The organism is Bradyrhizobium sp. S3.12.5, from assembly GCF_040548225.1.
GTDB lineage: Bacteria > Pseudomonadota > Alphaproteobacteria > Rhizobiales > Xanthobacteraceae > Bradyrhizobium > Bradyrhizobium cytisi.
This window is the reverse complement of record NZ_JBEPRF010000006.1, coordinates 59121-72011: the sequence shown is the minus strand read 5'-3', so window position 1 is coordinate 72011 and position 12891 is coordinate 59121. Positions and strand designations below refer to the sequence as shown.

Sequence of the window (12891 nt, the reverse complement as noted above, 5' to 3'; positions counted from 1 at the left end):
TCCCACATCTTCCGGTTTTGCAATTGACGTGGTAAATTTTCCCACATATACGGAACCTCACTGAGGGCGCGAGGTAAAGGGACAACACCATGGCTGACCGCTTGGTCCGCAATTCCAGTTCACTGCGTGCTGTGCCGTTTCCCGACCGGAGCCGGGCCGGCGCGATCGAGCCGATGCTGCCGGCGCTGCTGCGCGGCGTGATCTTCATCTCGGTGCTGGCCGCACCGTTCGTCGCAGCACTGCTCGCGGGCTGACGCCATCATGCATCACACAAGCGACACCCCGCGCCGTCCGTCGGTGCTGCACATCTTCAAGATCTACTATCCCGACCTGTTTGGCGGCACGCTCACGGTGATCCGTGACATCTGCGCCAGCCTGAAGGACACCTTCGCCTCCGCCGTGCTGACCTGCTCGCAATCGGCCGACCGGCGCGCGATCATCGTCAACGACGTGCCGGTCGAGCGTGTCCGCTCGTTCGGCAATGTGATGTCGCTGCCGGCCGCGCCCGCCTATCCCTGGCGGCTGTGGCAGAAGATCGCCGAGCACGATCTGCTGGCGCTGCATGCGCCCTTTCCGCTCGCCGACCTCGTTTTCGCCCTCGGCTTCGGGCGCAATCGGCCGCTGGTCGTGCATTGGCATGCCGACATTGTCACCCATTCGGGTCTGCGCTGGCTCATCGAGCCCCTGATGCGGCGGACGCTGCGCCGCGCCAAGGCGATCATCGTCTCCGACCGCGTCCTGGTCGACGAGACGCCGCTGCTGCGGGAATTCGAAGACAAATGCCATGTCGTGCCGTTCGGCATCGACACCAGTGTTTATGACTGGCCGAAGATCGAGCCACACCACGTCAACGATCGCGGCCGCCTCGTGCTCGCCTGTGGCCGGCTCGTGCCCTACAAGGGCTATGACGTGCTGATCCGCGCAGCCGTCAACCGTAAGTTCGAGGCCTGGATCATCGGCGAAGGTGCCGAGCGGCCCCGGCTCGAGCAGCTGATCGCCGAGCTTGGCCTCGGCGACCGCGTTCGCCTGCTCGGCTCCGTCAGTGACTGCGAGCGCATCAAGCTGATGTGCCTGGCCGACGTCTTCGTGATGCCGTCTGTCACCAATGCCGAGACCTTCGGACTCTCCCAGCTCGAAGCTATGGCCGCCGGCCGCCCCGTTGTGAACACCGCGCTCGACACGGCGGTGCCGCGTGTTGCCCGTCACGGCATGGAGGCGATCACCGTGCCGCCGGGCGACGTCGAGAAGCTCGGTGAAGCCATCGACGCACTGATCAGCGATCCCGAGCGCCGCCGCCGCATGGGGCTTTCGGCCCGGACCCGCGCCGTGAGCCGCTATTCCGCCACCGCCTTCAGGGAAGGCATGGAATCCGTCTACCGCGCGGCCGTCACCGCCCCCTGCGGCGATGCCGCGCCCGTCGCCGAGGCGCCGCAGCCAACGGGCTGGCTCGACAGCTTGCGGATCGCTGCAGCGCTGGCCTGGTCCGACATGCGCCACCGCTATGTGCGCTCGCTGCTCGGTCCGTTCTGGATGTCGCTGCAGATGGCGATCGTGGTCGCCGTGCTCGGCTCGGTGATCGGACAGATGTCGAACGCCGACATGCTGGCGCGGCTGCCGATGCTGGCCCTGTCGATGACGGCCTGGACCTTTCTCAACAGCGTGGTGCTCGATGCGACCACGGCGCTGCAGAACTCCGCGAGCCTGATCCGCGACCGGGCGCTGCCGCCGGTGATCTTCCTTCTGCAATGCACATTCCGCCAGGGGCTGTTCGCCCTGCACAATGCCTGCGTCCCGCTCCTGCTGTGGCTGCTGCTAACGCCGCACGATCTCTCCGGCGCGCTCGCAGCGCTCCCGGGCCTGTCGCTGTTCGTGATCTGCACCTTCGGCCTGAGCCTCGTCCTCGGCGCGCTGGCGACGCGGTATCGCGACCTCAAGCCGATCATCGAATCGACGCTGATGCTCGCCTTCCTCGCCTCGCCCGTGATCTGGTCCGCCGACATGATCAATCACCGCTCCACCGTGATGCGGCTCAATCCGCTGACCCATCTGTTCGCGGTGTGGCGCGAGCCGCTGGCCGGCGGCCATGTCGATGCGACCAGCATCATCTATGTCCTGGTGGCGCTGGCGCTGCTGCTCGGTGCGAGCGTGCTGACGCTGGTCCATCTGCGCAAAGCCGCGTTCTGGATCTGACCGATGGCCTCGATCAACCTGCACAATGTCTGTCTCGATTATCCCCTCTACGGTGCCTACGACTTCTCGCTGAAGCGGCGCCTGCTCGGCCACCTCATCCGCGAGAAGGGCGAGACGCGGATCATCCGCGCGGTCGACAATGTCACGATCGAAGCCGAGGCCGGCGCGCGCATCGGGCTTGCCGGCCCCAACGGCTCCGGCAAGTCGACGCTGCTGCGGCTGATCGCCGGGGTTTATCCGCCGAGCAGCGGCCGCGTCGCGGTCAGCGGCAATGTCGTGCCCCTGCTCGGCCTCAATGCCGGCGTGAACCTCGACTTCATCGCCGAGGACAACATCGCCCTGTTGCTGCGGATCAGCGGCCGCAAGCCGACACGCGCCGTGCTCGATGAGATCTGGGCCTTCACCGAGCTCGAAGAGCGCATGCAGCGGCTGCCGTTGCGGATGTTCTCCTCGGGCATGCTGATGCGCGTGCTGTTCGCGACCGCGACCGCCTTTCCGGCCGACATCCTCCTGCTCGACGAATGGCTGAGCGTGGTCGACGAGCATTTTGCCGAGAAGGCCGAGCGGCGGCTGCAGAACCTGGTCTCGCAGGCCGCGATCGTGATCATCGCCTCGCACGACCAGCCGCTGCTGCGCCGCACCTGCACCAGCATCATTAATCTCGACCACGGCCGCATCGCCTCGACCGTCGCGGTCGAGCCACCGTCGCCCTTTTCCTTCGAGCTCCGCGAGCAACGCGCATGAAACAGAACATCCTTGTCGTGTCCGAGGCGCTCGGCGAGCCCAACCACAAGCGCGGCATCTTCCATTTCACCCGCGAATTGATGCGCTCGCTCGCAGCCGAAGGCCATGATCTCACCCTGCTGGTCGAGACCACGCGGCGTTACCGCAAGCTGCGCCGGCGCGAGCGGCGCACAAAGCTGTTCCCGACGCAGTCGCGCAATATCGAGCTCCTGGCGCTCTATCGATTCCTCGACGAGATCAACATGAGCGAGCCGGCGACGCGCGGCGGCCTGCGGCGCACGCTCGACTGGGTCCGCCACAAGGCCACCATGTCGGTGTCGTTGGACTATATCGCCTGCTTCCAGCGTGCGATCGGCCTGCGCGGCCTGCACGCGCGGCTGATCGAGAACAGCACCGCGGCGCTCGAATACATCCCGCCGGATCTGCGCCACCTCGAGCTGTTCCGCGACTTCCAGCTCGAGCCCGGATTCTACAGCTATCAGGACTCCTCGGCCTTCTTCCTGCTGCCGCCGCCACGGATCGACGCGCGCGACTATGACGTCATCGTTATCGACACGCCGACACGGGTGTCGGTGAAACGCAGGCCGGATGCCAAGGTGATCTGCGTCGTGCACGATCTGCTGCCGCTCACCGATCTCAAGCTCAGCGACGTCGCAACGCGGCTGTTCCTGTCACGGCTGCTCACCAGCCTGCGTCAGGCCGACGAGCTCGCCTTCGTTTCAAACTATAGCATGATGCGGTTCAGGGATCTGTTACCGCAATTTGCGCACCTGCCGGCGCGGGTCGTGTATCCCCGCACCCGGTTCGACGCCCCGGATGTCCTGCACCTCCCAGCCCCGTCGGGGCGTCCGGGGCGGCCGAGCTTTGTCGTCATCGTCTCGAACGAGCCGCGCAAGAACGTCGCCACCGTCATTCGCGCGTTCCGCAACATCCCCCAGGCCGATCTGGTGGTGATCGGCCTGGCCGGCCAGATCAGCCGGATGCGCAACCTTCCGCCAAACATTCGTTTCGCCGGCTATGTCGACGAGCACGAGAAGGCCGCTTTGATCGCGGACGCGCATGGCCTGATCATGCCGAGTTTCGCCGAAGGTTTTGGCGTGCCGATCATCGAGGCGCTGGCTGCAAACACGCCGGTGCTCTGCTCCGACATCGCCGTGTTCCGCGAGGTCGCGGGCGAGCTCGCCGATTATTTCGATCCGTTCGCGACCGAGTCGATCGTGGCCTCCGTCACCCGCGTGCTGGCGCGGCAGGAGGAATGTCGTGGCCGAATCCGCGCGCGCCGCTCCGAGCTTGCCGAGCGTTTCGGCTACCAGACCCAGGCCCGCGATTTCCTCGGGCAACATTTGGCCCCGGAACGCCTCGTCGCGGCGCAATCGGCATGACCGTCGCCACGCTTCGACCGCGCAACGCCCGACCCTGACTACTGGCTGCGTTCGTGACCGACCTCGCCGGTGATGACGTCGCCGAACAGCTCCCAGGCTTGCCCGTTGAAGCGCATCAGCTGCATCTGCTCGATCGGGAAATAATCGTCCGGCGAGGTATTCACCATGATGCCGGGCAGCATCAGGTCGGTGTGGAAGTTCTTCAGGTTGGCCGCCTGCTTCATGACGTTGTCGCGCGTGAGCGTGTCGCCGCACTGTTTCAGGACCTGCGCCATCGCCTCGGCCTGCACGTATCCGTAGATGTTGTTGGAATTGGCCTTGTCGCCGTCAGGGTAATATTTGTCCATGAATTCGCGCCATTTGATCACGGCCGGATCCTTGTCCCAGGTCGGATCGGTCGGGTCCTTCAGATAGACGGTCGAGATGATGTCCTTGGCATAGTCGAGGCCGGCAGGCTTCAGGACCGAGGCGACCGAGGTCGCGGTGTTGGCCAGGAAGAACTTTGGCTTCCAGCCGAGCTCGCCGACCTTCCGGATCGCCTGCGCCGAGCCCTTTGGCGCTGCCCATGAGAAGAAGATATCTGCGCCGGAATCATGCAAGGCGACGATCTGCGAGTCGATCGAGGGATCGCTGACCTCATAGGATTTGTCGGCGATGATCATGCTGGCCTTGTCGCCGAGCCCGTCCTTCAGGCCCTTGAACTGGTCCTTGCCGGCGTCGTCGTTCTGCCAGAACACCGCGATCTTGCCGTTCGGGAAATTGTCGCGAATGTACTTTGCGTAAATCCGCCCCTCGCTCTGGTAGTTGGGCTGAAAGCCCATGGTCCACGGAAAGTTCTTCGGGTCCCCGAACTTGGTGCCGCCGGAGGCGACGAAGAGCTGCGGCACCTTCTTGGCGTTCATGTATTTCATAATCGCGGAATTCGAGGGCGTGCCGAGTGCTTGGAAGATCAGCAGCACCTCGTCGCTCTCGACCAGCTTGCGCGCCTGCTCGATCGCCTTCGGCGGCGAGTAGGCATCGTCATAGCTGACGAAGTTGATCTTGCGGCCGTTGATGCCACCCTGATCGTTGATCATTTTGAAGAACGCGGCCTCGGTCTTGCCGATCACGCCATAGGACGACGCCGGTCCGCTATAGGGCATGATGTTGCCGATCTTGATTTCGGTGTCGGTGGCGCCGGGATCGTATGTCTTCTGCGCCAAGGTCTGTGCCACGGCCGGTGTCGTGACGAGCACTCCGGCAGCAAGCATGGCGAGGGCAGCAAGGCTTTTGCGACGACCCGGCATCGTTCTCTCCCCTATGTAGTCTTGTTTTGAGGGGAGTGTCGCAAGGCGGCCGGCGACTGGCAAGCGGCAGGATTTTCCGCGGAGTGAAACGCTGGCTCAGGAACTTAACCCACGCGCTGCAGCATTCTCACAGCCCGTCCGTCGATCACGATCAATGCGCTGCCGATGACGACCGCGCCGGCGATCTCTCGCATGGAGATCGGCTCGCGCAGCACCAGCCATCCCAGAAGAATGGCAGTCACGGGAATGAGCAGCGTCACTAGCATCACATTGCTCGCGCCTGAGCGTCGTATGATCTGAAAGAAGACGATGTAGGCGAGCGCCGTCGAGAGCGCAGCGAGGCCCAGCACGGCAAGCCAGGTCGCAAGACCCGGAACAGGAAGACGCCACGGCTGCTCCACTGCACCGGCGACGATCGCCATCATCACCGTCGACGCCATCAGCTGAAACGTGGCCGTTCCCAGTGGCGGTGAGTCCTTCAGCAGCCGACGCGCGGCGAGCGCCGCAAAACCATAACTGAGCGCGCCGCCAAGGCAGAGCAGGATGCCGAGCCCCTGCCCGGCGCGCGACTCGACACCCCACCCACGCAGGATGACCACGCCGGCGAGGCCCAGCGCCACGCCGGCCACCCGCCGCGCTTGCAACGCCTCTTCACCCGCCGCCGCCATCACCAGCACAGTGAACAGCGGCGTGGTCGCGTTCAGGATCGACGCCAGTCCGCTTGGAATGAAAGTCTGGCCGGCCACGATCAGCGAGAACGGAATGACATTGTTGAACAGCCCGATCACGACAAAGGCTCGCCAGCCCCTCGCGCCCTTGGGAAAGCTGATCCCCTGCACACGCAGCAACGGCAGCAGAATGGCCGCGCCAAGGGCAACGCGCAAAAACACCAGCGTCAGCGGCGGCAACTCCCGCAACGCCGCGCCATTGAAGAAGAACGACCCGCCCCAGAGGATCGAGAGCACAGCAAGCAGCGACCAGTCTCGCGCGTCGATCCGATTGTCGTTCGGCGGCATCCATTTCACCTCGGCGGACGGACTAGTTCGGGCTGACGGATGGCGCCACCCGATTTCCGACTAGATGTGGACTCGGAACCAAGGCTCGGCTCAATCGGTGCACAGTTTGCGGATCAGAGCATTGTCCGGTGCAGGTTCGAAGGCCCATTCGGCGGCGATGCACTCAAATGTCTCATCGCGAAAATAGAAGAGGAAGTGACGGGACGAAGTTGAAGCTCCACCCGTCATCCTCCAATCCGTCGGGTCCATCGAATGCGGATCAGGACCTACGATCTCGTAGAATTCGCCCCAGCTTGGCGCCAACTTACTGTAGCGGCACCGCCCGCGAGACCACCCCTCATCGTTCGTTGCTCCCAAGCGATAACGGGCGCAATTCACGAAACGAAGGACGCCTTCATCTCCCTCCGCAAAGGAGGTGAACTGAAACGGATTCAGCACGAAGCGTAGAAGCACATCATGACCTGATACGGCCACGTGAGGATACGGGGCGTTTGGCTCCGCATTCCACCCTTCGTTCAGTTTTCGAAATGACAACCGCATCAACATGCCGCCTCAGACAGTGGCGAGTGAGACATCATTCATCGGATCTGTAATCAAGCCGAAGACGGGCTAAAACGGCTTCTTCGGCCGCGAGACCAGCTCGATCATCTTGCCTTCGTCATCGTCGGGCATCGCGGCCCTGGCCTGCGCGTAGGACTCGACGGCGGCGCGCGAGACCAGCAGCTTGTCGGCCAGCAGGCTCTCCGCGAGCTTAACGGCGTAGGCGGCATCCTTGTGCCGGAGCGCGGCCGTGAACGTGGCACCGCTGAAGTCGCGGGCGACCATGCGCTTGGAATGGCGCTGCACCTGCGGGCTGGCGGCGACGCCCGCCTGGATCGACTCCAGCACCAGCTTCATGTCGAGCCCGGCCTGCTCGGCGATCGCGAGGCCCTCGGCGAGGCCCGCGATCTGGATCGCGCCCAGGAGATTGTTGATGAGCTTGTAGACCGTGCCGGATCCGACCGCGCCGAAATGGCGGATGGTCGAGCCGATCGGTTCGAGGAACGGGCGCGCCCGCTCGAGGTCGGCCGCGTCAGCGCCGGCAAGCAACGTCAGCTTTCCGGCCGCGGCCGCATCCGGCAATCCCGTCACGGGGCAGTCGATGTAGATCAGCCCGCGCGCATTGAGCTCGCGGCCCATCTCGCGCGCATGATCATAGGAAACGGTGGAGCACTCGATCGCAATGGTGCCGGCCTTGGCCGTCTTGGCCGCGCCGTTGAGCCCGAGCCAGACGGCGCGCGAGGCCTCGTCATCGGCGACCATGGTCACGACCGCGTCGGCATCGATCGCGGCATCCTCGGGCGAAGTCGCCCAATGCGCGCCGCGCGCGATCAGGTCTTCTGCTTTTGCCCTGCTGCGATTCCACAGCGTCACCGTAAAACCGGCATCGAGATAGCGGCCGGCCATGCCATGGCCCATCCGCCCCAATCCGATGAAGGCAACGCGGGGCATGATCAGTCCACGTCCTCGATGTCGGCGCCGGTGGTGCCGAAGGCGCGCTGCGCCAGGGTCGCGGCCATGAAGTCGTCGAGCTCGCCGTTGAGCACGCCGGAGGTGTCGGAGGTCTGCACGCCGGTGCGCAGATCCTTCACCATCTGATAGGGCTGCAGCACGTAGGAGCGGATCTGGTGGCCCCAGCCGATTTCGGTCCTGGCGGCCTGGTCGGCGGCGGCCTTCTCCTCGCGCTTCTTCAGCTCGATCTCGTAAAGCCGCGCGCGCAGCATGTCCCAGGCCTGCGCACGGTTCTTGTGCTGGGAGCGGCCGGCCTGGCAGACCACCGCGACGCCGGTCGGAATATGCGTCAGGCGCACCGCGGATTCGGTCTTGTTGACGTGCTGGCCGCCGGCGCCGCCCGACCGCATGGTGTCGACGCGGACGTCGGCTTCCTTGATGTCGATCTTGATGCTGTCGTCGATGACAGGGAATACCTGCACGCTGGAGAAAGACGTATGCCGCCGCGCATTGGAATCGAACGGCGAGATGCGCACCAGCCGGTGCACGCCGGCCTCCGTCTTCAGCCAGCCATAGGCATTGTGGCCGGAGACCTGGATGGTCGCGGACTTGATGCCGGCCTCTTCGCCCTCGGACTCTTCGAGGAATTCGACCTTGAAGCCGTGCGTCTCGGCCCAGCGCGTGTACATGCGCAACAGCATCTGCGCCCAGTCCTGGCTCTCGGTGCCGCCGGCGCCGGCATGGACCTCGAGATAGGAGTCGAAGCGATCGGCCTCGCCCGACAGCAGCGCCTCAAGCTCGCGCCGGGCGACTTCCTTCTTGAGATTCTTGAGTGCAGCTTCAGCTTCGGCCACGACGCCGGCGTCGCCTTCGGCCTCGCCGAGCTCGATCATGCCGATATCGTCTTCGAGCTCCTGCTCGACCTTGCCGATGCCCGAGAGCGAATCCTCCAGCGAGGTTCGCTCCTGCATCAGCCTCTGGGCTTTCTGGGGATCGTTCCAGAGATTGGGATCTTCTGCGAGCTTGTTCAGCTCAGCGAGGCGCGCCGTCGATTTCTCGACGTCAAAGATGCCTCCTCAGCAGCCCGACAGACTGCTTGATCTCTTCTACAAGGCGTTCGACTTCGGCGCGCATGGTCTCTCTGATCTGCGGTGCGAACCGCTGCTGGCTGGCGTGCGAGGGATGTAGCGGCGGACGCCGCAAAGCGCAATCGGCTCGCGGGCTTTCATGTGCGGGACGGCCGGCTCTTCGGCGGCGTGCTTCGCGATGAAGTTGTATCTAAAAAGTGACACAGCGTGAATTTGTGGACTATCGCGCCCGGCTGGATTGACGGGCATGGACCCCATATGGAACCTTCTGATCTCTTGGATGAAATGACCTTTGCGGGGCGGCATATCCGGCACGCTCTCACGGCGGCGTGTGTGCCGGACTGCAACAGGGGCTTGTTGGGAATGTCACACGTCACGGCGACTCCGGCCCGCGGATGCGACCGGAACCAAGCCGTGTTGCGTCGCCGCCTGCTCGGCACCACAATGGCCGCGCTCGCACTGGTCCTGCTGGCGACATCGACGCCATCGCGCGCCGACGACAACTGGACCGGCACGACCTCAACCGACTGGTTCACCACCACCAACTGGTCGGCCGGCGTTCTTCCAACCGCTGCGGACACCGTGAATATCGACACGGTAGCGCCTAATGCCACAGTGGTCGGAGCGGCCGGCGCGCAGGCGCATTTTCTCTTTGTCGGCGCTTCCGGCGCTGGCACGCTGACGATCCAGAACGGCGGCGCGGTGAGCAACGTCGTCGGCTATCTCGGCTTCAACGCCCTCTCGACCGGCACCGCGACGGTTGACGGCGCCGGCTCGACCTGGACCAATTCCGGCAACCTCACTGTCGGCAATTCCGGCACCGGCACGCTAACGATCCAGAACGGCGGCGCGGTGAGCAATGTCCGTGGCTATCTCGGCCTCAATCTCGGCTCGACCGGTACCGTGACGGTTGACGGCGCCGGATCGTCCTGGACCAATTCCAGCGAACTTGATATCGGCTATGCCGGCGCCGGCACGCTGACGATCCGGAACGGTGGCAACGTGAGCGCCTCGGACGGTGTTCTCGGCGCCAATGCGACCGGCACCGCGACGGTTGACGGCGCCGGCTCGACCTGGACCAATTCCGGCGTCCTTTGGGTCGGCGCTTCCGGTATCGGTCAGCTGACGATCCAGAACGGCGGCAACGTGAGCAACGCCTTCGCCGATATCGGCGTCAATGTCGGTTCGACCGGGACCGTGACGGTTGATGGCGCGGGTTCGTCCTGGACCAATTCCGGCTTGCTCTATGTCGGCGATTCCGGCGCCGGCATGCTGACGATCCGGAACGGTGGCAACGTGAGCGCCTCGGACGGTGTTCTCGGCGTCAATGCGACCGGCACCGCGACGGTTGACGGCGCCGGCTCGACCTGGACCAATTCCGGCGTCCTTTGGGTCGGCGCTTCCGGTATCGGTCAGCTGACGATCCAGAACGGCGGCAACGTGAGCAACGTCACCGGCTATCTCGGCTTCGATCTCGGCTCGAGCGGGACCGTAACGGTTGAGGACGCCGGCTCGGCCTGGACCAATTCCAGCTCGCTCGTTGTCGGCGATTCCGGCACCGGCACGCTGACGATCCGGAACGGCGGCAAGGTGAGCAACGTCGTCGGCTATCTCGGCGTCAATGCGACCGGCACCGTGACGGTTGACGGCGCCGGCTCGTCCTGGACCAATTCCGACACGCTCTATGTCGGCTTTGGCGGCGTCGGCACGCTGACGATCCGGAACGGCGGCTCCGTCTCGGTGGCTGCGGGCATGACCATCGCCAATCAGCCCGCCTCGACCGGCACGCTCAACATCGGTGCCGCCTCCGGCCAGGCCGCGGCCGCACCCGGCACGCTGACCACACCCTCGGTCGCGTTCGGGGCAGGCACCGGCCGCATCGTCTTCAACCACACCGCCTCGAACTACACATTCGCCCCGATCATTTCCGGCGCGGGGTCGGTGACGGCGGAGAACGGCACCACCATCCTGACCGCGACCAGCACCTATAGCGGGCCGACCACGGTCAATGGCGGCGCGCTGGCGGTCAACGGCTCCATCGCCAGTTCGGCGGTGACGGTGAACAATAGCGGCGTGCTCGGCGGCAACGGCACCGTCGGCAATACCACCATCAACTCCGGCGGCGTGCTCGCGCCGGGCAATTCGATCGGCACGCTGACGGTCGGCGGCAATCTGGCGTTCGGCGCCGGCAGCATCTACCGCGTCGAGGTCTCGCCATCGGCCGCCGACCGCGCCAATGTCACGGGCATCGCGAGCCTGAGCGGCGGCACCGTGCAGGCGAGCTTCCTGCCCGGAGCCTATGTCGGCAAGAGTTACACCATCCTGTCGGCGGCCGGCCTCGGCGGCACCACCTTCAGCGGCGTGAGCGGCGGCCTGCCCGGTTTCAACGTCGGCCTGAGCTACACGCCGTCCGATGTGCTGCTGAACCTCACGGCCTCGCTCGGCGCCGGCACCTCGCTGCCGGGCAATCCGCAGGCCGTCGCGGCCACGCTCAACACCTTCTTCAACAATGGCGGCGCGCTGCCGCCGGGCTTTGTCGCGCTGTTTGGTCTCAGCGGCAGCAATCTTTCAGCCGCGCTGTCGCAAACCTCCGGCGAGACCGCGACCGGCTCGCAGCAGACCACCTTCAATGCGATGAACCAGTTCATGGGATTGCTGACCGATCCCTTCATCGACGGTCGCGGCGATCCGGTCTCGGCGGGGTCATCGGCGGGAGCATCGGCCTACGCCTCGCCGGACAAGCCGCGCTCCGGTGCGGCGCGCGACGCCAATGCGATGTTCACCAAGGCGCCCGCCATGGCCGATCCGTTCGCGCAGCGCTGGAGCGTGTGGGCGGCGGGCTATGGCGGCTCGCAGACCACCGACGGCAATGCGGCACTCGGCTCCAACAACACCACCAGCCGCATCGCCGGCACCGCGGTCGGCGCCGATTATCGACTCTCGCCGTACACGCTGGCAGGCTTTGCGCTCGCGGGCGGCGGAACCAACTTCAGCGTCGTCAATGGAGGCTCGGGCCGCTCCGACCTGTTCCAGGCCGGCGCCTTCATCCGGCACAATGCGGGTGCGGCTTATTTCTCCGGCGCGCTGGCCTATGGCTGGCAGGACATCACCACCAACCGCACCGTGACGGTCGCCGGCATCGACCAGTTGCGCGCGCAGTTCAACGCCAATGCGTGGTCCGGTCGCGTCGAAGGCGGCTATCGTTTTGTCAGCCCATGGATGGGCGGGGTGGGCATCACGCCCTACGCCGCGGGCCAGTTCACCACGTTCGATCTGCCAGCCTATGCCGAGCAGGCCGTCGTCGGCACCAACATCTTTGCGCTCGCCTACGCTTCGAAGAGTGTCACCGATACGCGCAGCGAACTCGGCCTTCGCGCCGACAAATCATATGCGATGGCGGACGGCATCCTCACCTTGCGCGGTCGCCTGGCATGGGCGCATGATTTCAACCCTGACCGCAACATCGGTGCCACGTTCCAGACGCTGCCGGGCGCATCCTTTGTCGTTGGCGGCGCCGCGCAGGCCAGCGACTCCGCGCTCGTCACCGCCTCCGTCGAGAAGAAATGGCTGAACGGCTGGTCCGCCGCCGGCACCTTCGAAGGCGAGTTCTCTCAGCTCACCAGGAGCTACGCCGGCAAGGGCGTCGTACGGTATGCGTGGTGAGATGAAGACGGTCCGCTCACGCTCAGTGCAG

General features: G+C 65.1%; 10 protein-coding genes. 5 read left to right on the top strand and 5 right to left on the bottom strand.

Going from position 1 to position 12891, the window contains the following annotated elements:
• Positions 1-89 precede the first annotated feature (89 nt).
• Genes ABIC09_RS10065 through ABIC09_RS10050 form a run of 4 tightly spaced genes read left to right on the top strand, consistent with a single transcriptional unit; the run spans position 90 to position 4316 of the window.
• A complete protein-coding gene (locus tag ABIC09_RS10065) occupies positions 90-254 on the top strand; it encodes a hypothetical protein (protein ID WP_187434576.1) in 165 nt (54 codons plus the stop codon).
• A gap of 7 nt (positions 255-261) precedes the next feature.
• Positions 262-2190, top strand: coding sequence for a glycosyltransferase (locus ABIC09_RS10060; RefSeq protein WP_354109170.1), 1929 nt, complete (start codon positions 262-264; stop codon positions 2188-2190).
• 3 nt (positions 2191-2193) lie between these two features.
• The gene (locus ABIC09_RS10055; protein ID WP_354109169.1) at positions 2194-2934 is read left to right on the top strand and encodes an ABC transporter ATP-binding protein; all 741 of its coding nucleotides are present in this window, start codon (positions 2194-2196) and stop codon (positions 2932-2934) included.
• Positions 2931-4316: a glycosyltransferase family 4 protein gene (locus ABIC09_RS10050; RefSeq protein WP_354109168.1), complete on the top strand. Its 1386-nt coding sequence runs from the start codon at positions 2931-2933 to the stop codon at positions 4314-4316. Before ABIC09_RS10055 ends, ABIC09_RS10050 begins: the two co-directional genes overlap by 4 nt.
• Positions 4317-4354: 38 nt before the next feature.
• Here ABIC09_RS10050 and ABIC09_RS10045 read toward each other — a convergent pair whose 3' ends face one another.
• The 5 genes from ABIC09_RS10045 to prfB form a co-directional block, all read right to left on the bottom strand.
• Positions 4355-5602, bottom strand: coding sequence for an ABC transporter substrate-binding protein (locus ABIC09_RS10045; protein WP_354109167.1), 1248 nt, complete (start codon positions 5600-5602; stop codon positions 4355-4357).
• Positions 5603-5706: 104 nt separating this feature from the next.
• Entirely contained in the window at positions 5707-6618 is a 912-nt protein-coding gene (locus tag ABIC09_RS10040; protein ID WP_354109166.1) for a DMT family transporter, read from the bottom strand.
• Between the two features lie 90 nt (positions 6619-6708).
• Positions 6709-7164, bottom strand: a complete 456-nt coding sequence (locus tag ABIC09_RS10035) for a hypothetical protein (RefSeq protein WP_354033475.1) — start codon at positions 7162-7164, stop codon at positions 6709-6711.
• Positions 7165-7227: 63 nt separating this feature from the next.
• Positions 7228-8109, bottom strand: a complete 882-nt coding sequence (locus tag ABIC09_RS10030; RefSeq protein ID WP_354109165.1) for an NAD(P)-dependent oxidoreductase — start codon at positions 8107-8109, stop codon at positions 7228-7230.
• Between the two features lie 2 nt (positions 8110-8111).
• Positions 8112-9243, bottom strand: a protein-coding gene (gene prfB / locus ABIC09_RS10025; protein ID WP_354109164.1) for a peptide chain release factor 2 whose coding sequence is annotated in 2 segments (ribosomal slippage) — positions 8112-9173 and positions 9175-9243 — 1131 coding nt in all. Because the reading frame shifts where the segments join, the coding sequence is not laid out codon by codon here.
• A gap of 368 nt (positions 9244-9611) precedes the next feature.
• Here prfB and ABIC09_RS10020 point away from each other — a divergent pair.
• Positions 9612-12860, top strand: a complete 3249-nt coding sequence (locus tag ABIC09_RS10020; RefSeq protein ID WP_354109163.1) for an autotransporter outer membrane beta-barrel domain-containing protein — start codon at positions 9612-9614, stop codon at positions 12858-12860.
• Positions 12861-12891: the final 31 nt, after the last annotated feature.

Bases quoted from the DNA above. Each gene is read 5' to 3' on its own strand.
- ABIC09_RS10065 (WP_187434576.1), top strand. From the start codon at position 90: ATGGCTGACCGCTTGGTCCGCAATTCCAGTTCACTGCGTGCTGTGCCG.
- ABIC09_RS10060 (WP_354109170.1), top strand. From the start codon at position 262: ATGCATCACACAAGCGACACCCCGCGCCGTCCGTCGGTGCTGCACATC.
- ABIC09_RS10055 (WP_354109169.1), top strand. From the start codon at position 2,194: ATGGCCTCGATCAACCTGCACAATGTCTGTCTCGATTATCCCCTCTAC.
- ABIC09_RS10050 (WP_354109168.1), top strand. From the start codon at position 2,931: ATGAAACAGAACATCCTTGTCGTGTCCGAGGCGCTCGGCGAGCCCAAC.
- ABIC09_RS10045 (WP_354109167.1), bottom strand. From the start codon at position 5,602: ATGCCGGGTCGTCGCAAAAGCCTTGCTGCCCTCGCCATGCTTGCTGCC.
- ABIC09_RS10040 (WP_354109166.1), bottom strand. From the start codon at position 6,618: ATGCCGCCGAACGACAATCGGATCGACGCGCGAGACTGGTCGCTGCTT.
- ABIC09_RS10035 (WP_354033475.1), bottom strand. From the start codon at position 7,164: ATGTTGATGCGGTTGTCATTTCGAAAACTGAACGAAGGGTGGAATGCG.
- ABIC09_RS10030 (WP_354109165.1), bottom strand. From the start codon at position 8,109: ATGCCCCGCGTTGCCTTCATCGGATTGGGGCGGATGGGCCATGGCATG.